This window comes from Hyalangium minutum, assembly GCF_000737315.1.
Taxonomy (GTDB): Bacteria; Myxococcota; Myxococcia; order Myxococcales; family Myxococcaceae; genus Hyalangium; species Hyalangium minutum.
Genome location: NZ_JMCB01000011.1, coordinates 151190 through 175001, shown reverse-complemented (window position 1 = coordinate 175001; position 23812 = coordinate 151190). Strand labels below are relative to the sequence as shown.

Genomic DNA, 23812 nt, shown 5'->3' with positions numbered 1-23812 from the left:
AAACCAGCGGAAGCACGGACCGCCAGGAAACTCCCAGGCTTCTGATTCTGGGGCTGCGGAGGCCCATGTCGCATCGCTTCGCAAAGCGGGGGAGACGCTGGATTCGAGACATCCCCGCGAAGCATCACGAGTGGGGGAGGAATGTCCTCGTGGTCGCTTGCCGACGCTTTCGCGCGAGTGAGACTCTGCGCGCCTCTTCTGTGTTGGGAGTTGTGCATGATGTGGAAACCTGGTGGGTCTCTCAAAGCGGTCGCGGCGTTGTTCCTCCTGCAAGTGATCAGTGCCTGCGGAGGTGGGGACAAGCCGCCTCCCCAGGAGGACACCGCGGCGCCGACGACGCGGGTCCAGCCGGCCGGCGGGACATTTACCGAGGCGATCTCGGTGACGTTGACGTGTACGGACTCGGGCAGCAGCGGCTGTTCGGCCACGCACTACACCACCGATGGCTCGACTCCGACGGACAGCTCCCCGAGCTACAGCGCGCCCATCGCCCTGTCGTCCAACACCACCCTCAAGTTCTTCTCCGTGGACGGAGCGGGGAACAAGGAGTCGGTGAAGACGGAGACCTATACCTTCAACATCGGCAACGCCGACACCACGGCGCCGACGGTGACGGCGAGCCCGACGGGTGGGACGTACACCGCCGCGCAGAGCGTGACCCTGAGCTGTGACGATGGCACGGGCAGCGGCTGCGCCTCGATTCGCTACACCACGGATGGCACTGCCCCGACGGCGTCTTCCACCGCGTACAGCGCGCCGATCGCCATCGGTGCGAACACGACGCTGAAGTTCATCGGTATCGACAACGCGGGCAACACCAGCGCGGTGAGCACCGAGACGTACGTCATCAACCTGGACACGGCGGCGCCCACGGTGACGGCCAGCCCGGCGGGTGGCACGTACAACACCGCGCAGACGGTGACGCTCACGTGCGCTGACGGCTCGGGCAGTGGCTGCGCTTCGATCCACTACACCACGGATGACAGCGCGCCGACGGCTTCGTCTCCGGCCTACTCCGCGCCGATCTCGATTGCCGCGAACACGACGCTGAAGTTCATCGGTATCGACAACGCGGGCAACACCAGCGCGGTGAGCACGGAGACGTACGTCATTGATACGGCGGCTCCGACGGTGGCGGCCAGTCCGGCCGGTGGCACGTACACCACGGCGCAGAGCGTGACGCTGACCTGCAACGACGGCTCGGGTACGGGCTGCGCTTCGATTCGCTACACGACGGATGGCAGCACGCCGACCGCTTCTTCCCCGGCCTACTCCGCGCCGATTGCCATCAATGCGAACACGACGCTGAAGTTCATCGGCATTGATAACGCGGGCAATACCAGTGCGGTGGGCACCGAGACGTATGTCATCGACACGGCGGCCCCGACAGTGGCGGCCAACCCTGCGGGCGGGAGCTACACCTCTGCCCAGAGCGTGACCCTGAGCTGTGCCGACGGCTCGGGTACGGGCTGCGCTTCGATTCGGTACACCACGGATGGCAGCACGCCGACGGCTTCGTCTCCGGCCTACTCCGCGCCGATCTCGATTGCCGCGAACACGACGCTGAAGTTCATCGGCATCGACAACGCGGGCAACATCAGCAGCGTCCGCACCGAGACGTACGTCATCAACATCGACACCACGCCGCCCACCGTGACGGCGAGCCCGGCGGGTGGCACGTACACCACGGCGCAGAGCGTGACGCTCAGCTGCAATGATGGCTCGGGGACAGGGTGCGCCTCGGTCCACTACACCACGGATGGCAGCACGCCGACGGCGGCGTCTGCGACGTACACCGCGCCCATCTCCGTGAGCGCGAACACGACGCTCAAGTTCATTGGCATCGATAACGCAGGCAACACCAGCACGGTGCGCACCGAGACGTACGTCATTGATACGGTAGCTCCGACCGTGGCAGCCAATCCGGCCGGTGGCACGTACACCACGGCGCAGAGCGTGACGCTGAGCTGCAGCGATGGGACGGGCACTGGCTGTGCCTCGACTCGGTACACCACGGATGGCAGCACACCGACCGCTTCTTCTCCGGCCTACTCCACGCCGATTTCTATCAGCGCGAACACGACGCTGAAGTTCATCGGTATCGATAACGCGGGCAACACCAGCGCGGTGGGCACCGAGACATACGTCATCAATCTCGACACCACGCCTCCTACCGTCACGGCCAATCCCGCGGGTGGCACGTACACCACGGCGCAGAGCGTGACCCTGAGCTGCAATGACGGTTCGGGAAGCGGGTGTGCCTCGATCCGTTACACGACGGACGGCAGCACGCCGACGGCTTCTTCTCCGGCCTACAGCACGCCTGTCTCGATCTCGGCCAACACGACGCTGAAGTTCATCGGCATCGACAACGCGGGCAACACCAGCACCGTGAGCACGGAGACGTACGTCATCGACACCGTGGCTCCCACGGTGACGGCCAGTCCGGCGGGTGGCACGTACACCAGCGCGCAGACGGTGACTCTGAGCTGCAACGATGGGACGGGCACGGGCTGTGCCTCGATCCGGTACACCACGGATGGCAGCACGCCGACGGCCTCGTCTCCGGCCTACAGCACCCCCATCGCCATCAATGCGAACACGGCGCTGAAGTTCATCGGCATCGACAACGCGGGCAACAGCAGCGCGGTGCGGACGGAGACGTACGTCATCAACCTCGACACGACGCCGCCCACCACCACGGCCAGCCCTGCGGGTGGCACGTACACCACGGCGCAGAGTGTGACGCTGACCTGCAACGACGGTTCGGGCTCCGGGTGCGCATCCATCTACTACACGGTAGACGGCAGCACGCCGAACACGGGCTCTCCGCGGTACACCGCGCCGATCGCCATCTCCGTCACCACCACGCTGAAGTTCTACGCGGTGGACGCGGCTGGCAACGCCGAGACCGTGAAGACCCAGCAGTACTCCATCGGCAGCACGTCGGCGAACACCTCGGCGCAGATCGCGGCGGTGCGCACCGCAACCAATGGCTCGGGGTTGAACCTGACTATCACTCAGGCACTGGTCACGTACATCAAGCCGCTGGTTGGCTCGGCCACGTCGGACCCTGCGGGCTTCTTCCTCCAGGCCGAGCAGACCGGACCCGCCATCTTCGTTGCGGTGGATCCCGCCTCGCTCACACCTGTTCCCTCCGTGGGTGACCGGGTCTCGCTGACGGTGACCACCAAGGGCACGACCTCCGGCATGCCGCGCGCGACGGCGATCTCTGGCTTCACCCGGGCAAGCAGTGGTGAGCCGGTGGAGTCCCTCCGTGCGGACGTGACCACGGTGGACGTGCCCACCAACCTGGCCAGCTATGACAGCGAGCTCATCTCCATCAGTGGCACGCTGAGCACCAACTTCGTGGCCTCAGGCACGGGGCATGTGTCCTCGAACATGCTCACGGTTGGTTATCCGAGTGGCTCCGCGCTTCAGTTCCGCCTGCCCACCACGCTGCAGCAGCAGTTGCAGGATCAGTTCGAGCTGGTGAAAGACTGCAGCGTCACGGTCAACGCACCGCTCTGGCGATTCAACGCGAATGCCCAACCGTCGGCCTGGGTGCTCGGGGACATCTCCATCCTGGGCTGCCCAGCGCCCAAGGTGGTGTCCGCGGTGGTCCAGAATGCCACGACGGTGGTGGTGCAGTTCGATCGGCGCATTGCTCCGGCCAGCGTGCAGGCCAATGGAAGCCAGTTCACCTTCAACAATGGCTTGTCGGCGACGGGTGCCACGGTCCAAGACCGCGAGGTGCTGTTGAACACGGTCGCTCAGACGGGGGGGCAGTCCTACACGGTGACGGTGAGCGCGAGTGTCACGGACACCCTGGGGACGGGGGTGAGTTCGACGGCGAACACGGCCACCTTCACGGGCTATCTGGCCCCTGCGGTGCTGCGCATCACCGAGGTGGCTCCCAACATCGCCCTTGCGAAGGATCTCGTCGAGCTGGTCGTGTTGCAGGGAGGCACCGTGTCCGGCTTCACCCTGGTACAGGACAGCACCACCGTGCTGGCCACGTTCCCTGCGGTGCACGTGGCCACGGGGGACATCATCGTCGTCCACTCCACTCCGGGGGGCTCGGCGGATGGCCCTGGCTCGGAGACGACGGCCAAGAACCAGTACCCGAAGGCCACGTACAGCGCCAACTACGACGATGCCTGGGACTTCCACGGCACCACGACGCCTATCACCTTCTCGAGCCGGATCATCCGGGTGAAGAACGCGCAGGGTGTCACGCAGGATGCCGTCCCATTCGCGAGCACCTCGGGGTCTCAGCCCGGGGGCTTCCCGGCCCAACTCCAGGCGATCCAGGCTGAGGGGCTGTGGCTGCCCGCCGACTGCGGTGGCGCGCTGTGCTCGACGACGTCGACGCCGACAGCGGCCCAGGTTTCGGTCCTCTGGGATGGCGTGACCAACACCACCGCGACGACCGTGCGCAGGGTCTCCGCGAGCGACACCAACACGGCCAGTGATTGGGCTGTGGGCCCCGGCTCGTTCGGGGTTGTGCCCAACCCGTAGTTCCCATCCAGGAGGGGCATCATGGGATGCCCCTCCTGCAGCGGTGGGATGTGGCTGGGCTTCCGCAGCCACGCTGGGCCACCGACAGTGTGGCCTGAAGCTGCGTTCACGCATGAAAAAGCCCGGAGGCCATGAGGCCCCCGGGCTTCTGTGCCACTCGGGCTCCGCGCGTTACTGAAGAACCTTCTTCACGCGCAGCACCGTGGCGTCCCCAGAGGGGCCCGCCTTCAGCTTCTTCTCCAGCACGGCCTCCACCTTGAGGCCCTCGGGGCTCTCGTCCGCCTTGCGCATCAGCGCCTCTCGCTGCTGCTCCGACGGGTTGATGTCCTGGAAGTCGATCTCGTGAATCTGAATCGCGTCCCCCGTCGGGTCGCTCGCGGGCTGCGCCAGATGCGTGGGGCAGGGCGGGGCGAAGCAGCGGATGCCGCTGTTGCGAATCGTGTACACCGCCTGCTGGCCCTGGCCCGCGCCAGTGGTGGGCGTCTCGGGCTGGGTGGGCTTCGAGTTATCGGGCATGGGGTCCTGGGTAATCGGCTTGGAGCACCCGGCCGTCAGGCCGAGGAGCAGTGCGCACAGCGTCAGGGGACGGAAGTTCATAGGGGCCCTCGAAAAGGGCCCTCAGTCTCGGTCCTCTGCGCCCCGCAGGCCAGTCCGAGGAAGGCCCGCTACCGCTTCTTGTCGAACGTCAGCGCCGCCGAGTTGATGCAGTAGCGCTGCCCCGTGGGCCTCGGGCCATCCGGGAACACGTGCCCCAGGTGTCCCTGGCAGCGGCTGCACACCACCTCCGTGCGCCGCATGAAGAAGGAGGAGTCATCGTGCTCGGCCACCATGCCCGAGGCCACGGGAGCCCAGAAGCTCGGCCAGCCCGTGCCCGAGTCGAACTTCGTCTCCGAGGCGAATAGCGCGTTGCCGCACCCCGCGCACCGGTACACCCCAGCCTCGTGGTGGTCCCAGTACGCGCCCGTGAAGGCCCGCTCGGTCCCCTTCTTGCGGAGGATGCGGTACTGCTCCGGGTTGAGCTGCTTCTTCCACTCCTCGTCTGTCTGGGTGACGGGTGTGGGTGCGCTGGACGGCATCTCCATGGTGGGGTCTCCTCTGTTGCTCCTTATATGCAGGGCCCCCGGTTCGGGTTTCAGCGCGCTCGGCAGGCGGCGGGGTGAGCCGCGCTGCCTCCTACCTGCCAGGGCGTGCAGAAATCAGGTGACGTGGGAGGTGGGACGCCGTATAGCTCCCCCTGGATACCACTCGCGGCCAGTCGTATCCCACCTGAACCCCTGGTCAGGTGAGTCCGTACCCGGGTACTGCTCGGCCAGGCTCGGAGGACAGTTCACAAACCCCGCGGCCGGTTCGTTGACGCACCCCTTCCCCCAGGCTACACCCCCTCAAGGTCGAAGCCGTTTGATGAGGACCGAGGAAGCCCACCGATGGAATTCCGCATCGCCACCGACGAGCTGAAGAAGGCCCTCTACCGCGCCCAGGGCATCGTGGAGCGCAAGACGACGATGCCCATCCTCGCGAACGTCCTGGTCAACGCCACCAAGGGCGGCGTCACCGTCACCGCGTTCGACCTGGACATTGGCGTCGTCTCCGAGCACCCCGCCGAGGTCGCCAAGCCCGGCGCCGTCACCCTCAGCGCCAAGTATGTCTTCGACATCGTCCAGAACCTCCCGGACGCGCAGGTGACGCTCAAGAAGCTCGCCAACAACTACGTGGACATCTCCAGCGGCTCGGCGCACTTCAAGATCGTCGGCATGGCCGCCGAGGAGTACCCCAAGCTTCCCAAGGAAGAGAACGCCCCGCTGGTGCAGATCTCTGGCAACACCCTGCTGGAGATGATCAAGAAGACCCAGTTCGCCATCTCCTCGGACGAGACGCGCTACATCCTCAACGGTGTGTTCTTCGAGCCCCAGGCCAGCGGCAAGGTGCGCATGGTCGCCACCGACGGCCACCGGCTCTCGCTCATCGAGCGTGAGCTCACCGGCGACTTCAAGCTCAAGGGCGGCGTCATCATCCCTCGCAAGGGCTTGATGGAGCTCAAGCGCCTGCTGGACGAGGCCCCGGATGCCGAGTGCCAGCTGGGCTTCGCGGAGAACTCGGCGCTGTTCAAGAAGCCGGGCCTCACCATGGTGATGCGCCTCATTGACGGCCAGTTCCCCGAGTACCAGCGCGTCATCCCCAAGGAAGGCGAGAAGGTGGTGATGGTGTCCAAGGTGCGCTTCCTCGAGAGCCTCAAGCGCATCGCGCTGCTCTCGGCGGACAAGAGCTACGCCGTGCGCATCGGCCTGGAGCAGAACAAGCTCCTCATCACCGCCAACAACCCGGACCTGGGCGAGGCCAAGGACGTGCTCGAGGTGGCCTACCGCGGCGGCGACATCACCATCGGCTTCAACGCCCGCTACCTCACCGACGTGCTCTCCGTGCTGGAGACGGAGGAGATCTCCTTCGAGCTCGGTGATGAGCACAGCCCCGGCGTCATTCACGCCCCTGGCGACCGCAGCTTCACCGCCGTCGTCATGCCCATGCGCGTCTGAGCCCGGACCGCGTGGCCGCGCTCGCTCGAACTGGAGCGGGCGCTACGGCTGCGGCGTGTTCGCTTGGGAGCCGCCCTCGCTGTCCGCGGGGGCTTGTGCTTTCTGCTCGGCGGGCTTGGGCTCGGGGACGGCAGGCACCTCGTCGGCTTCCTCGAGCTCGGGCACCGCTGGGGCGCCTCCCGGAGCGGCCTTCGTGTCAGCCTTGGAGGGAAGAGGCGGGGCCTTGCCCTTCACGCCCTTGGCCCAGACCTCCTCGGAGGTCAGCTTTCCGTCCGCCGAATAGCTCCGCTCCATGCCGTGCTTCTTGCCCGCCTGGAAGGACGTGTCCTTCAGCAACTGGCCCGCGGCGCTGTACTCCACCGAGCGCCCCTCCAGCTTGCCATCCTCGAAGCGCTCCTCCGTCCACGAGCCGTTGGGCCGCATCGTCACGTGCAAGCCGTGCTTCTTGCCCGCCTTCCAGTCTCCCCAGGCCAGCGCCTGACCGGCCTTGCACGTCACCGCCGGGCCTTCCTTGACCGGGCGCCCCTTCACCTTGCACTCCAGCGCGCCGGTGCCCTTGCCCGGGCCCGTGGAGGTGGCGGCAGCTCCCGAGGGACAGTCCAGCTTCCACGTGGCGCAGAGGGCATCCGCCTGCCGCTGGTCCATGGCGAGCGCGGGCGGCGCGGCCAGGAGGGCGAGGGTGAAGGCGGCGACGGCAGGCGGCAGGTGCTTCATGGGGGGCCTCGTTTCAAGACAGTCAACATCGCTGGATCCAGAGGTTCCTGCCAAGGGGCCATCTGATGGTTCGTTCCCCAACGCCCGCTCGGGAGGTGAGGCCTGCCGACCGCCGGAGTCCTCCTTATAGTGCGGGGAACGTGGCGACTCATCCCGACACCCTGCGAGCGAGGCTGGAGGACCGAGCGGACCTCCTGGAGGCCACGCGCCTGCGCTACCGCGCGCTCCGAGGGCTGCTGAACGCCTTCTTCTGGAGGGACAGGCTCCGGGCCAACCTCGAGCTGCTGCGCGAGGTGGCCCTGGCCCAGCCCGAAGTGGATGCCACGCTGGCCGCCGTGGGACGCCGCGCCGCCGCTGAAGGGTGGCCTCGGGAGCTGGCCCCGGTGAAGCTGCTGGAGGAGGTGCGGCACCTGCGCGAGGAGGTGGCACGCGCGGTGGAGCGGCGGCTGGGGCCCGGTGAGCCCGTGGACTCGCTGAGCGCGGCGATGTTGCAGCTGGAGGAGCAGGTGCTCGCCACCGGTCCGCTGCTGGGACGCCGCGCGTGGGGCCGGGCCGTGGAGATTCTTCCCCGCAACTTGCCGGAGCTGCGCGCCGCCTGTGCCGCCGCCGAGGTCTTCGAGCGCCTCTTCAAGCGTCCCACTCCCGAGGGCGCTCTGCCCTTCAACGTGGCGGAGGCGGACGAGCTCTGCCGCGCGCTGCCCCTGGCCGACGCGGCGCTGCGCGCGCTGTGGGAGCGGCTGGGGCGCTTCGATGAAGAGGGCCGGGTGCGGGTCTTCCTCCAGCGCCGCGTGCGCCGAGCACCGGTGCGGGTGCCTCGCAGCGGACCGGAGCTGATGCTGCACGCGGCTTTTTGGCACGACGTGTCTCGCGCGCGGCTCGGCGAGCTGCTGGAGGCGCGGCTCTCTCCGGTGGTGGCTCGCGAAGAAGAGGTGCCCGAGCTGCTGGTGTGGCTCGCCGCAGGTGAGCCGTCGCCGGAGGCACGGCTGGTGGCCCGTGGCAGCATGAGCGAGGGGCGCGCGGGCCTCTTCGAGCTGGCCGCCGAGCTGACGCGGCTGTCTCAGGCCCGGCCCACGGGCGTGTGGAACGAGGAGCTGGCTTGGGCTCGGCTGGGAGCCGCGGCAGTCCGCGCCAAGGACGAGACGGGCCCGGATGTGGACCGCGTGCGCGAGGCGCTGCAGCTCTTCATTCGCCTCCGGGGCCAGGCCCGGACGCCGGCGCGGCTGTTCTCTCCGGCCCGTGCGGCACTGCCTCCGAGCGAGGTGGCTGGGGACATGAAGGACCTGCCAGGGCTCGCCCAGGCTGCGCGCTCCGTGGCCCGCCCGGGGCCGTGAACCGGCCCTCTGGGGCCCCTGTCTGTCCGCTGGCCAGGAAGGCTCTCTTCACCTTGTGCCCCCACTGCCGCCAAGTCCGCGTTATGACGAGGAGCTACCACCCTCGTCCGCTGGTCTGAGCCTCGCACCGTGCGCCTGCTCGCGCTTCAAGTTCAGGACTTCCGCAACCTGCACCAGGTCTCCCTGGTGCCGAGCCCGCACGCCACCATCGCCGTGGGGCAGAACGGCCAGGGGAAGACGAACCTGCTGGAGGCGCTCTACTTCCTCGCCACGCTCAAGCCGCTGCGCGCGGGCCGGCTCTCTGAGCTGGTGCGCTGGGGCGCGCAGGGCGCGCGTGTGACGGGCCGCTTCCTCCTCAAGGGGGCGGAGCGGGAAATCTCCGTGGAGGTGAGCGGCGGGGTGCGCCAGGCCATGGTGGATGGGAAGAAGGCGGCCAGCCTGGAGGAGTACTTCGGCGGTGTCTCCGTGGTGGCCTTCACGCCGGATGACCTGGAGGTGGTGAAGGGCGGGCCGGACTCGCGGCGCACCTTCCTGGACCGGGCGGTGTTCAACCGCTTCCCAGCCTTCCTCAAGGAGAGCCGGGACTACGCCCGCGCGCTGAAGAACCGCAACCGGCTGCTGCGCGAGGGCCCAGCGGCGGATGCGGCGTACCTGGATGCGTATGACGAGACGCTCGCGCGCGCGGGGGCCCGGGTGTACGTGCGCAGGCGAGCGCTGATGGCGGAGTTGTCGCCGCGCGCGCAGGCCACGTTCGCCTCGATTGGCCGCACGCCAGAGCCTGCGGCGTATGGCTACCACCCCTCGCACCTGGGGCAGGACTTCTCCGAGGCGGATGAGCCTCGGCTCCAGGACGCGCTGCTGGAGGCGCTGGCCGGGCGGCGGAGGAGAGACTTGGAGCGAGGCTTCACCTCGGTGGGGCCGCACGTGGACGACGTGACGGTGACGCTGGGCGGCCGCAGCGCTCGGGCCTATGCGAGCCAGGGACAGCAGCGCGCGCTCGTGCTCGGCTGGAAGATCGCCGAGATCGAAAACCTCCACGTGGCGACGGGCTTCCTGCCGCTGCTGATGCTGGACGACGTGTCGAGCGAGCTGGATCCGGAGCGCAATGCTTACCTCATGAGCTACCTGGCCGGCAGCGGGGCGCAGGTGTTCCTGACCACCACGGATGCCTCGCTGGTGCGAGGCGCGGCGGCCGCGGACACGCTCTGGGTGGACGTGCACGCGGGACAGGTGACGCCTCGGCTCGTGGAAGCGCCTGCCTGAGCTACAGTCGGGGGCGATGCGCGCCCTGCCCCTGCTCTCCGCCGCCTTCCTTGCCGCCTCGTGCCTGCCGCACGCGGCGATCAACCCGATCGCCGTCGACCACAACACAGCGTGCACGGTGGCCCTCAACGCCGGGGACTGCCAGGCCGCCACGGCCCACTGTGACCACGCGCTCGAGTTCAGCCCGGACTACCCGGACGCGCTCGTCAACAAGGGCCTCATCGCCATGCGGTGCGACCGCGACACGAAGGCCGCGCGTGGGTTCTTCGTGAAGGCGCTGCGCCTGAACAACGAGTCCGCGCAGGCCTACAACAACCTGGGCGCGCTGGAGCTGGAGGATGGGGACGCTGGCACCGCGGAGGAGCGCTTCCTCCGCGCGCTGAAGGTGAACCCGGACTACCACGAGGCGCGCTTCAACCTGGCCAAGGCGTATATCGCCCAGAAGAAGCCCGAGGAGGCGGAGCGGCACCTGCGGCAGCTGCTCGCCGTGGATGCGTCCAACGCGGATGCCCAGAACCTGCTGGGCGTTCTGCGCCTGGAGGCTGGAGACCTGAAAGAGGCCCTCGAGCGCTTCGATGCCGCCGTGCTGCTCGTGCCGGACCACCCAGGCTACCGCTTCAACCGGGGCGTGGCCTACGCGCGGGCGGGACGGTTGGAGGAGGCCAAAGAAGAGTTCCGCGCCTGTCTCTCCACCCAGCCGGACAGTGTGGACTGCCGTCACAACCTGGATGTGCTCCTGAAGGGTCAGTGACGCGCCACGCTTCCGGACGGGACGCACGCGGCCGGGAGCCAGACGCAAAGCCTGCGCGGCGCCCGCCGGGGTGCCGGGGCATCTCCAAGGGTTCCAAGGGTTTGCCGCTCCTCGGGAGACGGCACTGGTGTTGCTTTGCCTCTCACGCACGCAGCCGAGAAACGGGCGCGGCGGTAGCGCGTCCCATGCGTGGAGAGGTACATGAAGACCATCCTCGTAGTGGACGACGACAAGTACGTGAGGGCCCGGGTGAAGAGCGCGCTCATGGCTCGGCGCGACGAGTTCTCGGTGCTGGAGGCTTCCCACGCTGACGAGGCAGCGAAGCTCGTCGACGAGCGGCGGGTGGAGCTGGTGATCACGGATCTATGGATGCCGGTGGTGGATGGCTTCCAGCTCCTCGTGCACTTGATGAACCACCATCCGCTGGTACCGGTGATGGTGCTGAGCAGCCACGCGCCGTGGGATGGCCTGCGAGGCCTGGGGCTGGAGCCGCAGGTGCCCTGTCTCCCGAAGATGATCAACCCCCAGCTGCTGCTTCAGCGGGTGCGCGAGCGGCTGCGAATTCAGGAGCAGGAGTGTCTCGAGGGAGTGACGCTCTTTGGGTTCCTGCAACTGCTGGCGAGAGAGCGCAGGACGTGCATGTTGGAGGTGGGCTTGGGCCGCCGCAGTGGAACCATTCACGTGCTGGCGGGAGAGCCCGTGCATGCGACGGTCGCGGGGCGCGTGGGCGAGGCGGCGCTGCTCGAGCTGGTGGGGTGGCGCGAGCCTCGGCTGCACATGGTGCCCGCGCTGCCCGAGCTGAAGCTCACCATCTCCACGCGGATGGACTGGCTGTTGGCCCGCTCGCTCGGGCCGGGAGCGCCTAGCGGTGAGCGCGCCGGGGCCAGTGGGGGCGCCACCAGCCACGCTCATGGTGGGGCATCTGCTCTGGGGTGATGTGGCCGAAGGTGGCGAAGCGGAACTCCGCCCAGAGCACGACGTAAGCCGCAGCGAAGAGGAAAGCGCCGAGCACCATCCACCACACGGCGCCCATGATGAGGCTTACCACCGAGGCGCCGAGCAGCGCGACGCCCAGGCCCAGCGAGACCTCACGCAGGCGCTTGGACTCACTGAAGGCCATGCCCATCGACACGAGACCCGTGGCGAGCAGAAACCACGCCAGGCCGAATGACGTGCGGACATACAGGCCAGCGATCGACAGCAGGAAGAGACCAAAGCCGAAGAGGGCCAATCCTCCGTCCATGGGGTGTTCCTCCAGGTTGAGAGTCCAGGAAGAAACATCGCCATCCTGGGACAAACAGGCACGGCACGAGAGCAAGCGGCGGGCTGTGCCTGCCCGGAGGGCGGCGGGGCGGAGCAGGGCTACGGGCCGAAGCGCCGGTCCAGCCACTCCTGCGCGATGGCGAACCAGGTGTGCGCGTTGAGGTGGAGGTTCAGGTTGTGCCCGGCGTTGGGGACCACCTGCAGCTCCAGCTGGGCGGCGGGCGGATAGTAGAGCGGCTCGAGCGAGGCCGCGCTGCCCGGCTGCGAGCAGGTCGGCACGCCGCAGAAGGTGGCGTCATCGTCACCGACCACGGACAGCACGGGGACTTTCAGCGCCAGCGACGCGAGGACGCCGAGCTCCTGCGTGATGGCCTCCTCGGCGGTCATCGTCTCCTTGGCCGCGTTGTCGGCCGCGATCACTTGAGGGTCGGTGTTCTGCGCGGAGTAGAACACGCCGCGCAGGCCGGGCTGCGTGGTGAGGTAGCCGAGCGGGATGGACTGGCCCGCGAAGCGGGCGTCGAGCTGCGCGGGGTACATCGCGGCGGCGTTGAGGAGGAGTCCGTAGCCGACGCCGTGGAGCATGCCGCTCACGATGAGGCCGTCCACGGCGGCCGAGCGGCTGGCGGCGAGCATCCCCACGGCCGAGCCGTAGGAGTGGCCGACGAGGACAATCTTGGAGAAGGCCACGCCCGCGAGCGTGCCGTTAGCGAGCCGGGCGGCGATCTGCTCGACGACCCACGCGTTGGAGCCCATGTTCACGAACGTGGAGAGCGGGCGGCTGCTCTGGCCGATGCCGATGCGGTCCACGCTCAGCGTGACGTAGCCGGCGTCGGTCATCCAGTTCACGTAGGAGTAGCGCTCGGGCTGGTAGGGGAAGTCCCAGTACGCGCTGCCGTAGGTGTTGCCGGAGAGCAGCACTTGCACGGTGCGGTTCGAGGAGAGCGAGCCCCGCGCGCACAGCCAGGTGGCGACGCGCTCGGTGGCCAGCGTGCCGGGGATCAGTGACACGGCCACGTCATGGCGCACACACACGCGCGGAGGGGGCGCTGTCTGTGCCTCGGCCTGGGTGGGCACGGCGGCGAGGAGCAGCGCGGCGGAAAGGACTGCGAGGAATCGGGAAGAGTGCATGTCGAGAGACGTCCTTGGGTGAGAAGGGACGCTCATCGAGCAGCGCGGCTGCGTTGTCCACTGGCTCTGGGTGAGGGCCGTGCATCCCAGGCTTGTGCCTCGGGACAGGTGTGCTTTGTTCCGCGCCATGTCCCCGGACTCGCGGAGCAAGGCCTGGCCCGCATGGCTGATGGCAGGGTGCTATGGCCTGTGGCTCGTCGCGTGGTCCATGGCGACGCCCCTGTTCTCGGGGGCGGATGAGTGGGCCCACTACCTGCGCACCGTGGGAATTCGCGAGGGACGGTGGATCGGTGACCGGCTCCCCGAGGACTTCGACTTTCCAGGGTTCACCCCTGCGCAGCAGGCCTTCCTGCGGCAGACGTCGCGCTTCATCGACGTTCCCGCGGGCATGGCGCCTCGGGGGTATGGCTGTAACGCGTTCGTGGCGGAGCAGTCCGCCGGCTGTCTGGCCCAGGCGGGTGCGTACCCGGAGGCTCGAAGGGAGGTCACCGTCACGGGCGCGTACCCACCGGCCTTCTACCTGCTTCCGGCCGTGGCCATGCTTCCGGCTCACAGCCCCAGCTCCGCGCTGCCGCTGGCGCGGCTGGCCAACCTGCTCGTGTGCGGGGTGCTGCTGGGGCTGGCACTGCGGGCGCTTGCCGAGACTCCAGAGCCCGCGCCCGCGCTGACAGCCTTCGCGGTGGCGCTGACGCCCATGGGCCTGGGCACGATGGCGGCGCTCAGCCCCAGTGGCCCGGAGGTCGCCGGGGCGCTCACTTTCGCTGCGGGACTCTATCGGCTGGCCTCTCAGCCGCGAGGAGGGCCATGGGCCTGGGCCGCGTGTCTTGTGGGAGGTGTGGCCCTCGGCATCGCGCGAGCGCTGGGAGTGGCGTGGGTGGTGCTGTTGGTGGGCAGCTTCCTCGTCCTGCTCGGGAGGGCAGGCGTGGTGCAGCTCGCGCGGCACCAGCGCTCCCGGGTGCTGCTGGGAGGGGGGCTGCTGCTGGGCGCGCTGCTCTTGAGCCGCCTCTGGGAGAGACTCCATGGAGCTACTGTCCCCGTGACCTTGCTCCCGTCATTGAGGGCATGGCGCGAGGCCTTCAAGCACTACCCGGTGTGGCTTCGCGAGCAGGTGGGCGTCTTCCAGTACCTGGACGCGGAGATGCCCGCGTGGGCGTATCCGGCCTGGGGCGTGCTGCTCCTCGCGTTGGGGGTGGGATGCTGGCCTCGGCTATCGGCCGGGTGGCGGTGGCGCGCGGGCGTGGTGGCGGTGGGCATCCTCGCCGTGCCTCTGGGGCTCTACGCGATGCTCGTCCGCAACTCCGAGTTCTGGCTCCAGGGGCGCTACGTCTTGCCGCTCACGTGTGCCCTGCCGCTGCTCTTCGGTGCGGGGGCTTTGTCCGCAGAGCGCGAGGAGCAGGCACAAGGCCAGCGCTTCCCTTGGGTGTGGTTGGCGGGAGGCGCCGGGTTCCTGCATGCGGTGGCGTGGTACTCCAACGCGCGCCGCTCGGCGGTGGGCAACGAGGGGCCCTGGCTCTTCTTCTCGAGCGCCGAGTGGCAACCGCCACTGGGCTGGGCGAGCGGGTGCGTGCTCGCGCTCCTGTGTGCCGTGGCCCTGCCGCTGTGCGTGTGGTGGGCGGGCCGCACCGGAACGTGCGAGCCTCACGCGACTCCGCCCCATCCTCGCTGAGAGACGAGGCCCGAGGCGGGCTCAGCGCAGGACGCTCACGTGGGTGGGCGGCTTGCGGTGCTCGGTGGCGCGCTCCACCACGCGGCCCAGGCGCAGCAGCAGGTGCTCCTCGTAGGGCCGGCCCATGAGGTGGAGTCCCACCGGCAGGCCCGCCCTGTCGAAGCCCGCAGGCACGGAGAGCGCGGGGCAGCCCGTCAGGTTGGCCAGGCGGATGAAGCGCATCAGCGCGTCCACCACGGGAAGGTTCGACTCGCCATCGGGCAGCGCGGCCTCGGGGATGGCTGGAGCCGTGGTGGCTGTCGTCGGCGTGATGATGACGTCCACATTCGCCATGGTCGCGAGCAGCTCGCGCGTGAGCCGGTGCCGGTGCCGCAGCGCATGCACGAGGTCTATCGCCCGGAAGTGCCGGCCAATGGCGAGGTTGGTGCGCGAGTCCAGGCCGAAGTCCGAGGCGCGCTCTTCCACCTCCTGCCGCATGGAGGCCGCCATCTCGCTGAGGATGATGCAGCTGTGTGTCCACAGCACGGTGTTCAAGTCGGGCGGTGGCAGCTCGACCACCGTGGCGCCCGCGTGGGTGAGGGCCTTCACGGCCTCCTTGCAGCGAGCCACCACCTCGGGGGCGGCGTCCTCGAAGTAGGGCCAGCAGATGCCGAGCCGGACACCTTGCAGGTTCATGTTCTCGTAGCCCGACAGGTGGTGGGGAGGCTGCATCTGCGCGACGAGGTCCTGGCCATCAGGCCCGGCCAGGAGCGCGTACAGGGCGGCCACGTCATCCACGGTGAGGCCCATGGGCCCCACATGGCCCACGTTCCAGCAGAGCGGGGGAACTCCTGTTTCAGGGATGCGTCCCCAGGTGGCCTTGAGGCCGACGATGCCGCACAGGGCCGCGGGGATGCGGATGGAGCCACCTCCGTCCGCGCCGATGCTCAAGGGGCACAGGCCCGCGGCCACGGCGGCGCCCGAGGCGCTCGAGCTGCCGCCCGTCATGTGGCCCCGGTTCCACGGGTTGCGCGCGGCGCCGTGGTGCGGGTTCAACCCGATGGGGTTGATGCCAATCTCGTTCATGTTGACCTTGCCGAGGATGACGGCGCCAGCGGCCTTGAGGCGCGAGGCCACCGTCGAGTCGGCTGTGGCCGCATGGGTTCGGAACTTGGTGCCCAGCGTGGTGGGGAAGCCGGCCAGGTCCACCTCGTCCTTCAGGACCACGGGGATGCCGTCGAGCACGCTCAGCGGCTTGCCTGAGCGCAGCCGCTCGCCCGAGGCCTCGGCGGCGCGAAGCACCTCCTCGGGCTTGCGAGCGACGAAGAGGCCCAGGCGGTCCTTTCCGCTGTCGAGCCGCTCGATGGCCACATGGAGCCGCCGCACCACTGTGACGGGCTCCAGGCCGCCCTCGCGATAGGCGCGGAGATAGGCGGACACCGTCTCACGCTCCGGGGGCGGCGGGGATGCGGCGATCGCTCGTGTGGCCTGCTCGGTGGCGGGCTGGGGCTCGGCGGCGGGAGCGCCATGAGGCAGGGGGTGCTGAAGGGGAGGGGCGTCTCCGGGAGACAGCTCGCGCCAGCGCTCGATGCCGCTGTCCTTCACCAACTTGTCCAGCACCACGGCTCCGAGGCTGCTCTCCATGGTGTTGACGAGCGCCTTGAGCGCCAGCCCCGAGACACGGGGAGCTTTTACCGGATTTCGCTGGTAGGTCATGGAGGCAGAGCCTAGCGCCGTTACGGTTGACGGGCACACGGCGCAGTCGGCTGATAACAAGCCCACTTCCACTTCACACAGGGTCAGCAGACCCAACGACTCATCATGCTCGCTCGTTTCCTTGGTCCCAGAGTTGATATCGCCTACGCCCTTCTGAGGATCGTCGCGGGGCTCATGTTCAGCGTCCATGGCATGCAGAAGCTCTTCGGGGTCTTCACGGAGAAGGCGCCGGTGGCGTTCGGAACCCAGCGCTGGCTCGGTGGGGTCATCGAGCTTGGGACGGGCCTGGCCATCGCGGCGGGTGTCCGGACGACCTGGGCGGCCTTCCTGGCGAGCGGGACCATGGCGGTGGCCTACATCCAGTTTCATTGGAAGTTCCAGCTCGGCGCGCAGCTGGTCCCCGCGGTCAACACGGGGGAGCTGGCGCTGCTGTACTCCTTCCTGTTCCTCTTCTTTGCCTGCCGCGGCGCGGGCATCTGGAGCGTGGACCGGAAGTTCGGCCGCTCACACGGTGGGGGCTAGCTGGCTACCAGCTCACGGAGTCGACGAAGACCGAGCCCTTCCACGAGGCCTCGGTGAAGATCTCCAGGCCCAGTTCCTGGAAGGGCGACACCGCGCCTGCGGGCATCTGGAGGGTGAGGGTGTTCCAGGTCCCCGCCTTCAAGGAAGTGGCCGCGATCCACGAGCCGGACCACTTCCACCCGCCTGCCTCCCCTTGCAGCACGAAGGGCTGGAAGGCGCTGAGGCGGTGGCCGGTGGGGATCCACACGCGGAAGGACACGGTCCTGCCTGCGGGCACGGAGGCCCCTGGCACGTAGACCTTGGACATGCCCTTGGGGGCGCCCGCCACCTTCACCTCGAGCGAGCGGCTGCCTGCGAAGGCCCGGGTGGTGGTGGTGGAGACGCCGGGGATGAGCGGGCCCCAGCTCTTCCATCCCTGGATGCCGCTCTCGAACTGGAACTCCGCCGCCTGGGGAGGCGCGGGAGCAGGCGCGGGAGCAGGCGTGGGCGCAGGAGCAGGGGTCGGCATGGCAACCGGGGGCGGCGGGGCCGTCACTCCTCCACCTGTCGCAGGAGACCCCGAGGCGGGAATGGCGAGACCGCCCGCCTTCAGGAAGGCGCCCGCGCGGCTCTTCATGAAGAGCTGCCCATCCTTGTACACATCATTGGTGTACGAGCTCTGCCGACCCTCGCCCTTGCCGAAGAGCAGGGCGATGACGCCGCTGCGAGCGAACCTCTCCCGATGCGCGGCGCCGTTGGGACCGAAGAAGTACTCGGGGCGGTTGTCCTGGTAGCCCTCGCGTGGAGCGTTGCGCGTGTTGTCCACGTTGAGGTGGTTCGAGTTCCCCAGGGGAATCTGCCACAGCACCCAGCGCTTGCCGGAGGTGGCGTTCCACAGGCGCAGCCACTCCGCATACCGGTTGAAGCTCTTGGAGGTGATGGGCGCCGAGTCGCTGACGTCCCACCACCGGTCCTGCTTCGAGGTGCGCCGGTAGAACTCCGCGTCCCGGTCCAGTGGGTCTCCCACCAGCACATCCCACGTGCTGCCCGTGACGTTGGGCGCCAGCCCGAACGGCTGGAGGAACGCGTGCACCTTCGTCACTTCCGCCTGGAGGGGCAGGGTGACGGAGAAGTGGGCCAGGTCTCCGTCTCCCGCCCAGGCGGAGATGTGGATACCGAGGATGACGTTGCTGGCCCCTACCGCCTTGCGCAGCTGGAGAAAGGCGAGCCCCCAGCCCGCCACCGTGTTGGGAAGCCCTTTCAGCTCGGGCAGCCCCGTGGAGGCGACAGCGGCGGAGGCGTGGGGATCGTTCTGCGTCTGCTTCTGCAGCAGCCCGAAGCCATCCGCCTCCACGAGCACGAGCACGGGCTTGCCGAACTCCTTGGCCCGCTGCATGAGCGCCTTGAAGTCGGAGAAGTAGCTCCGCATGGTGGCGGTGTTGCGGACCTTGGCGAGCAGCTGGTCCTCGCCACCGCCGGGCTCACCGTTGAGCTGGTAGTACTGGATGGCGGGCAGGAAGCCCTGGGCCTGGCACTCCTTCAGGAACTGCAGGCCCCACTGGCCGTTACCCGGGCCATAGCCCCAGTTGTCGATCCAGCCTTTGACGAAGTAGCGGTAGCGCACGTCCCAGGGAACGCCGCTGTCCTTCATCCATGTCTGCCCGGTGTCCTCGAACAGTCCCACGAGCAGGCGCGCGGGTAGACCCGCGGGGATGGGGCCCGAAGCCGAAGCTGCGAGGGCCGGCTGACCGGCCGGTCGCTGCCCCGCGCTGGGCGCCTTGTCGAGCTGGCCGGGCCCGAGGGCCACGAGCGCTGTGAGTGCAAACGAAGTGAGAATGCGTCCGATGATACCCCGAAACAGGGGATGGCTCACGCGCTTGTGGCAAAGAGCTGCGTGTCGCCAGCTTGAGCGCCCGGCGCTCTGGCTCCCTGATCAGCAGCCAAGGGCTGCGCGGCTCGAGGCTCTCGCCATTGCCCGCCACGGCTGTGGGTTGGACAGCCCTGGGTCGCAGCGGTACACCCAGGCGGGGATGAGGTGAGAGATGTCCTGGTTTTTCAACCTGAAGATCGCCACCAAGCTCTCTATGGGCTTTGGGCTCGTTGCTCTGCTGGCCTTGCTCATCGGATTGCAGGGGCTCAAAGGGATGGACTTGATTGAGCAGAGCCTGGGGACGCTCTACGAGCGCCATGCTCTGGGCGTGGCCCGGCTGAGGGAAGCGGACATCGCAATGCTCCACGCGTCGCGTGCGATCCGGAACATCGTCCTCGACCTCGATACGGAGCTCCTCACGACACGGATGGAGGAGATCCGCGAGAGTGACGCTCGATTCATCGAGGCGATGAAGGCCTATCGCGACACGCTCGATCACACCGATGCCCGCGCCTTGCGTCGGGTCGACGACATCAATGAACTGTACGAGCAGCTCCAGGAGAAGCGTAAGCGCGTCTACGAGCTGGCGATGAACGGGCGGCTCCTCGAGCTCGCGAAGCTGAGCACCGATCTGAACACCGACGCTGGCGTGAAGAGGGTGCGCGCCGTCGAGAACGAGGTCGAGCGGCAGCTCACCAGCCTGGAGACCGGTGAGTTCGACGGCATGAAGCAGTTCGCGCAGCAGGCCCGGAGCACGGCGGCCGGAGTCACCCAGGCGGTGCTCATCATCCTCTCAGGGGTGCTGGGCGTGGCCGTGCTCGTGGGCTTCTTCATCACGATGGTCATCAACCGCCAGCTTGGAGGCGAGCCGGGCTACGCCGCGGAGATGATGAAGCGCGTCGCGGAGGGAGACCTCGAGGTCCGCATCGCCACGAAGGCGCAGGACTCGAGCAGTCTGCTCTTCGCGCTGCGCCAGATGGTCGAGAAGCTCCAGGTCACGATGGGGGAGATCCGCGGCGCGGCGGGCTCGGTCAGCGCCGCGGCGTCGCAGGTGGCTGCCTCCTCGACGCGCGTCTCCCAGGGCACCTCCGAGCAGGCTGCGATGGTGGAGGAGAGCTCCTCGAGCCTCGAGCAGATGAACACGTCCATCACCCAGAACGCTCAGAACGCTCAGGGAATGGCGTCCATGGCGGTCCAGTCTGGGGCCGAGGCCAAGCACGGCGGGCAGGCGGTGGCTCGCACCATCGAAGCGATGAGGGACATCACCAGCAAGATCTCCATCATCGAGGAGATCACCTACCAGACGAACCTGCTCGCGCTGAACGCGGCCATCGAGGCGGCCCGCGCGGGCGAATATGGAAGAGGCTTCGCGGTGGTCGCGACCGAGGTCCGGAAGCTCTCGGTCCGCAGCCAGGCTGCGGCGAAGGAGATCAGCGAGAGAGCCACGTCGAGCGTCGCCACGGCCGATGCGTCGGGCCAGGCGATCGCCCGGCTCTTGCCGGCCCTCCAGAAGACCGAAGCGCTGGTGAAGGAGGTCTCGGTCACGTCGGGCGAGCAGGCGCAGAACGTGACCCAGGTGAACCGGGCGATGATGCAGATCAACCGGACGATGCAGGCCAATGCCTCCGCAGCGGAGGACCTCGCCTCTACGGCGGAGGAGCTCGCTTCCCAGGCGGAGTCGTTGCAGCAGCTCATTGCGTTCTTCCGCGTGGGGGGCGCCGCGCTGGGGGCGCAGCGGTTCACTCCGGTGGCCGCGCGTCCCGGTCCCAGGGCACGGGCGGAGCCTGGGTGACGTGAGGCGGGCCCCAAGAAGCGCAAAGAGCTCCATCCGGGCAGCGCGGACGAGGAGTTCACGCGCTTCTCGCGAGGAGCAGGGCTCTGCCGTCGCGGGGCTTACTGCTCGGCGGTGGTCCTCTGCGCGGGCGACCCCGCGCTCCGCGCACCCAGCACCGTGCGCCACGCCGTGGCGAGGAGGATGATACTGCCGCCCACCAGCGCCCACGGGCCCGGACGTTCTCCGGCGAGGATGAAGGTCCACACCGGGTTGAGCACCGGCTCCAGCAGGATGAGCAGCGAGGCCTCTACGGCGGGTGTCTCACGGATACCCAGGTTGAAGAGCGTGTACGCCAGCCCGAGCTGGAACACGCCCAGAAATACCAACAGCCCCACATCCAGCACTGTCGGCGTGGGGCCACCCAGCGCGGGCAACAGCACGCTCACGCCCGCCAGGAGGTTGCCCCACACCAGCACCACCTGGCCCTCGCTGCTCGCGGCGCGCAGCCCCAGAATCGTGAGCGCGAAGGCCACGCCCGAGGCCAGCGCGATGCCATTGCCCAAGAGCTGGCCGGGCTGGAGTTGATCCAGGAAGAACAGGCTCAGGCCCAGCAGGAAGATGGGCGCCGCCATCAGCTCGCCGCGAGAGGGCTTCTCGCGGAGCAGGAGCGGGGACAGCAGCAGCACGTACAGGGGCGCCGTGTCTTGCAGGAAGATGGCGTTGGCTGCGGTGGTGAGCTTGTTGGCGATGATGAAGAGCACCACGGTGGCCGCGTACGCCACTGCCACCCCCAGCGCGCGCAGTGAGGGCCGCTTACGCCCGGCCGGGAAGGCGAGCCACAGCACCAGCGCGGCGATCAACGAGCGGCCCGAGGCAATCTGATACGCGCTCAGGGTGGACAGCTTGACGGCCGCACCCGCGGTGGACCAGAGCAGGGCAGCGGCGAGGAGGTAGAGGCGGGGACGAAGCATGGCGGGGCGGGAGCGGGCATATGCTGGCGGCAGCCCGGACGCCACTGCCATGGATCGTCCCCTCCTGCCGTGGCTTACACTCCTCGTGCGGGTGAAGGCGCTTTCTCACAATGGAGAGTCCTGCATGAAGATCAACGGCAAGCGGCCCAACTTCCTCATCATCACCACCGACGAGGAGCGCTTCCCACCTCCTTACGAGAACGAGGAGGCCCGGAAGTTCCGTCTCGAGACGGACGCAGTCGGCCAGGAGCTTCGGCGCAACGGCCTCGAGTTCCTCCGCCACCATGCCGCGGCCACCGCGTGCGCGCCCAGCCGGACCACCATCTACACGGGGCAGTACCCCTCGCTCCACGGCGTGAGCCAGACGCCGGGCATTGGCAAGTCGTCCTTTGATCCGGACATGTACTGGCTGGAGCCCAACACGGTGCCCACGCTCGGCGAGTACTTCCGCAAGGGCGGGTACCAGACGCACTACCGGGGCAAGTGGCACCTCTCGGACGAGGACCTGCTGGTGCCCGGCACGCAGACGCCCGTCATGAGCAATGACACGAGCGGCACCCCGTATCCCGAGCGCATCGCGCTCTACGAGGAAGCCCAGCGCCTGGAGAAGTACGGCTTCTCGGGGTGGATCGGCCCGGAGCCGCATGGCTCGGCGCAGGCCAACGACGGCACGGTGCGAGACCCAGGCTTCGCGGAGCAGGTGTGCCGCCTGCTGACGGAGCTGGACCAACGCTCGGGGGCCGAGGCGGAGACGCCGTGGGTCATCGTCTCCTCGTTCGTGAACCCGCATGACATCGTCTTCTCGGGCATCCCGTGGTTCACGAAGTTCACCGAGCTGCAGCAGGCCGGGAAGCTGCCCAACGTGACGGCCTCTCCCACGGCCACCGAGTCGCTCGAGGACAAGCCGCGGTGCCAGAAGGACTACGTGTACACGTACCCGCGCATGTACCTGCCGCAGCGGGACACGGAGAGCTACCGGCAGTTCTATTACTTCCTGATGGCCGAGGTGAGTCAGCACATCCGCCGCGTGTACAACCACCTCAAGGACACCTCCTTCTTCGAGAACACCGTCGTCGTGTTCACCTCGGACCACGGGGAGATGCTGGGCTCGCACGGGGGGATGATGCAGAAGTGGTACAACGCCTATCAGGAGACGCTGCACGTCCCGTTCGTCATCTCCAATCCGCAGCTGTTCCCCGAGGGGCGGACCACGCAGCTCGTGACGTCGCACGTGGACCTGCTGCCCACGCTGCTGGGGCTGGCGGACATTGATGCGGAGGCGGTGCGGCGGGAGCTGGCGGCGGACCACACCGAGGCCCAGCCCCTGGTGGGGCGGAACTTGTCGGGCCTGGTGCTCGGCAAGGAGGAGCCCCAGCACGAGCCCATCTACTTCATGACGGACGACGCCGTGGAGTCCGGGCTGCAGATGGCGAACAACCTGACGGGCCAGGCGTACAGCGCCGTCATCCAACCCAAGCACATCGAGACGATCATCACCCGGCTGCCCGAGCTGACCGGGGACACGCTGTGGAAGTACAGCTGCTACTCGGACAACCCGCGGTTCTACGTGGGGAACGCGGGCAACACGGACGGGGTGGCCACGGCGCGGTTCATCCCTCGCGAGTACGAGTGCTACGACCTGAGCGAGGATCCGCTGGAGACCCACAACCGGTGCAGCGCGTTGTCCAAGGCGCCGCTGTCCCAGGACGTGCGCGACGCGCTGCAGAAGGTGCTGGAGGAGCAGCGCCGGCAGAAGCGGCTGCTGCCGCACACGCTGAACCGGAACGCGGACACGGCGAGCACGAAGGGCCCACTGCGGGACTGAGTCTGGCC

The 23812-nt window shown here is 68.2% G+C and carries 18 protein-coding genes; 10 read left to right on the top strand and 8 right to left on the bottom strand.

Annotated elements, in window-relative coordinates:
• Nucleotides 1-216 precede the first annotated feature (216 nt).
• The gene (locus DB31_RS27180) at nucleotides 217-4521 is read left to right on the top strand and encodes a beta strand repeat-containing protein (RefSeq protein ID WP_169787102.1); all 4305 of its coding nucleotides are present in this window, start codon (nucleotides 217-219) and stop codon (nucleotides 4519-4521) included.
• Nucleotides 4522-4692: 171 nt separating this feature from the next.
• Here DB31_RS27180 and DB31_RS27175 read toward each other — a convergent pair whose 3' ends face one another.
• Entirely contained in the window at nucleotides 4693-5118 is a 426-nt protein-coding gene (locus DB31_RS27175) for a hypothetical protein (protein WP_044192822.1), read from the bottom strand.
• 68 nt (nucleotides 5119-5186) lie between these two features.
• Entirely contained in the window at nucleotides 5187-5603 is a 417-nt protein-coding gene (msrB, locus tag DB31_RS27170; protein WP_240486908.1) for a peptide-methionine (R)-S-oxide reductase MsrB, read from the bottom strand.
• A 342-nt stretch (nucleotides 5604-5945) separates the two neighbouring features.
• On the opposite strand from msrB, the gene dnaN reads away from it, so the two are divergent.
• Nucleotides 5946-7052 (top strand): DNA polymerase III subunit beta, encoded by a 1107-nt coding sequence (dnaN, locus tag DB31_RS27165; protein ID WP_044192820.1) that lies wholly within the window; start codon nucleotides 5946-5948, stop codon nucleotides 7050-7052.
• Nucleotides 7053-7094: 42 nt separating this feature from the next.
• Here dnaN and DB31_RS27160 read toward each other — a convergent pair whose 3' ends face one another.
• Nucleotides 7095-7766: a toxin-antitoxin system YwqK family antitoxin gene (locus DB31_RS27160; protein ID WP_063769267.1), complete on the bottom strand. Its 672-nt coding sequence runs from the start codon at nucleotides 7764-7766 to the stop codon at nucleotides 7095-7097.
• 140 nt (nucleotides 7767-7906) lie between these two features.
• Here DB31_RS27160 and DB31_RS27155 point away from each other — a divergent pair, with 140 nt between their 5' ends.
• The 4 genes from DB31_RS27155 to DB31_RS45195 all read left to right on the top strand — a co-directional run bounded on the left by DB31_RS27155 (nucleotide 7907) and on the right by DB31_RS45195 (nucleotide 12047).
• Nucleotides 7907-9097 (top strand): ATP-binding protein, encoded by a 1191-nt coding sequence (locus DB31_RS27155; RefSeq protein ID WP_157232200.1) that lies wholly within the window; start codon nucleotides 7907-7909, stop codon nucleotides 9095-9097.
• 129 nt (nucleotides 9098-9226) lie between these two features.
• A complete protein-coding gene (gene recF, locus DB31_RS27150) occupies nucleotides 9227-10360 on the top strand; it encodes a DNA replication/repair protein RecF (RefSeq protein ID WP_044192817.1) in 1134 nt (377 codons plus the stop codon).
• Nucleotides 10361-10376: 16 nt separating this feature from the next.
• The gene (locus DB31_RS27145) at nucleotides 10377-11111 is read left to right on the top strand and encodes a tetratricopeptide repeat protein (RefSeq protein WP_052420276.1); all 735 of its coding nucleotides are present in this window, start codon (nucleotides 10377-10379) and stop codon (nucleotides 11109-11111) included.
• Nucleotides 11112-11312: 201 nt separating this feature from the next.
• Nucleotides 11313-12047: a response regulator gene (locus DB31_RS45195; protein ID WP_052420275.1), complete on the top strand. Its 735-nt coding sequence runs from the start codon at nucleotides 11313-11315 to the stop codon at nucleotides 12045-12047.
• Here DB31_RS45195 and DB31_RS27135 read toward each other — a convergent pair.
• Together DB31_RS27135 and DB31_RS27130 are read right to left on the bottom strand one after the other, a co-directional pair.
• Nucleotides 11974-12354: a hypothetical protein gene (locus DB31_RS27135; RefSeq protein WP_044192814.1), complete on the bottom strand. Its 381-nt coding sequence runs from the start codon at nucleotides 12352-12354 to the stop codon at nucleotides 11974-11976. The genes DB31_RS45195 and DB31_RS27135 overlap by 74 nt on opposite strands.
• 119 nt (nucleotides 12355-12473) lie before the next feature.
• A complete protein-coding gene (locus DB31_RS27130; protein WP_052420274.1) occupies nucleotides 12474-13502 on the bottom strand; it encodes an alpha/beta hydrolase in 1029 nt (342 codons plus the stop codon).
• Between the two features lie 127 nt (nucleotides 13503-13629).
• Here DB31_RS27130 and DB31_RS27125 point away from each other — a divergent pair, with 127 nt between their 5' ends.
• Nucleotides 13630-15168, top strand: coding sequence for a DUF2142 domain-containing protein (locus tag DB31_RS27125; protein ID WP_083968728.1), 1539 nt, complete (start codon nucleotides 13630-13632; stop codon nucleotides 15166-15168).
• Between the two features lie 21 nt (nucleotides 15169-15189).
• Here DB31_RS27125 and DB31_RS27120 read toward each other — a convergent pair whose 3' ends face one another.
• A complete protein-coding gene (locus tag DB31_RS27120) occupies nucleotides 15190-16863 on the bottom strand; it encodes an amidase (RefSeq protein ID WP_044192808.1) in 1674 nt (557 codons plus the stop codon).
• A 105-nt stretch (nucleotides 16864-16968) separates the two neighbouring features.
• Here DB31_RS27120 and DB31_RS27115 point away from each other — a divergent pair, with 105 nt between their 5' ends.
• On the top strand, nucleotides 16969-17385 hold the full coding sequence (locus tag DB31_RS27115; RefSeq protein WP_044192806.1) for a DoxX family protein: 417 nt from the start codon (nucleotides 16969-16971) through the stop codon (nucleotides 17383-17385).
• A gap of 4 nt (nucleotides 17386-17389) precedes the next feature.
• Here the strand turns inward: DB31_RS27115 and DB31_RS27110 are convergent, their stop codons facing one another.
• Nucleotides 17390-19171, bottom strand: a complete 1782-nt coding sequence (locus DB31_RS27110; protein WP_157232199.1) for a hypothetical protein — start codon at nucleotides 19169-19171, stop codon at nucleotides 17390-17392.
• Nucleotides 19172-19406: 235 nt separating this feature from the next.
• Here DB31_RS27110 and DB31_RS27105 point away from each other — a divergent pair, with 235 nt between their 5' ends.
• Nucleotides 19407-21026, top strand: coding sequence for a methyl-accepting chemotaxis protein (locus DB31_RS27105; protein WP_044192805.1), 1620 nt, complete (start codon nucleotides 19407-19409; stop codon nucleotides 21024-21026).
• 101 nt (nucleotides 21027-21127) lie between these two features.
• On the opposite strand, the gene DB31_RS27100 is transcribed toward DB31_RS27105, so the two are convergent.
• The gene (locus DB31_RS27100) at nucleotides 21128-22030 is read right to left on the bottom strand and encodes a DMT family transporter (protein WP_338034315.1); all 903 of its coding nucleotides are present in this window, start codon (nucleotides 22028-22030) and stop codon (nucleotides 21128-21130) included.
• A gap of 73 nt (nucleotides 22031-22103) precedes the next feature.
• On the opposite strand from DB31_RS27100, the gene DB31_RS46035 reads away from it, so the two are divergent.
• A complete protein-coding gene (locus tag DB31_RS46035) occupies nucleotides 22104-23804 on the top strand; it encodes a sulfatase family protein (RefSeq protein WP_044192803.1) in 1701 nt (566 codons plus the stop codon).
• The last annotated feature ends 8 nt before the right edge of the window (nucleotides 23805-23812 follow it).

Coding starts and splice junctions, on each gene's coding strand:
- DB31_RS27180 (WP_169787102.1), top strand. CDS start 217: ATGATGTGGAAACCTGGTGGGTCTCTCAAAGCGGTCGCGGCGTTGTTC.
- DB31_RS27175 (WP_044192822.1), bottom strand. CDS start 5,118: ATGAACTTCCGTCCCCTGACGCTGTGCGCACTGCTCCTCGGCCTGACG.
- msrB (WP_240486908.1), bottom strand. CDS start 5,603: ATGGAGATGCCGTCCAGCGCACCCACACCCGTCACCCAGACAGACGAG.
- dnaN (WP_044192820.1), top strand. CDS start 5,946: ATGGAATTCCGCATCGCCACCGACGAGCTGAAGAAGGCCCTCTACCGC.
- DB31_RS27160 (WP_063769267.1), bottom strand. CDS start 7,766: ATGAAGCACCTGCCGCCTGCCGTCGCCGCCTTCACCCTCGCCCTCCTG.
- DB31_RS27145 (WP_052420276.1), top strand. CDS start 10,377: ATGCGCGCCCTGCCCCTGCTCTCCGCCGCCTTCCTTGCCGCCTCGTGC.
- DB31_RS45195 (WP_052420275.1), top strand. CDS start 11,313: ATGAAGACCATCCTCGTAGTGGACGACGACAAGTACGTGAGGGCCCGG.
- DB31_RS27135 (WP_044192814.1), bottom strand. CDS start 12,354: ATGGACGGAGGATTGGCCCTCTTCGGCTTTGGTCTCTTCCTGCTGTCG.
- DB31_RS27130 (WP_052420274.1), bottom strand. CDS start 13,502: ATGCACTCTTCCCGATTCCTCGCAGTCCTTTCCGCCGCGCTGCTCCTC.
- DB31_RS27125 (WP_083968728.1), top strand. CDS start 13,630: ATGTCCCCGGACTCGCGGAGCAAGGCCTGGCCCGCATGGCTGATGGCA.
- DB31_RS27120 (WP_044192808.1), bottom strand. CDS start 16,863: ATGACCTACCAGCGAAATCCGGTAAAAGCTCCCCGTGTCTCGGGGCTG.
- DB31_RS27115 (WP_044192806.1), top strand. CDS start 16,969: ATGCTCGCTCGTTTCCTTGGTCCCAGAGTTGATATCGCCTACGCCCTT.
- DB31_RS27105 (WP_044192805.1), top strand. CDS start 19,407: ATGTCCTGGTTTTTCAACCTGAAGATCGCCACCAAGCTCTCTATGGGC.
- DB31_RS27100 (WP_338034315.1), bottom strand. CDS start 22,030: ATGGCAGTGGCGTCCGGGCTGCCGCCAGCATATGCCCGCTCCCGCCCC.
- DB31_RS46035 (WP_044192803.1), top strand. CDS start 22,104: ATGAAGATCAACGGCAAGCGGCCCAACTTCCTCATCATCACCACCGAC.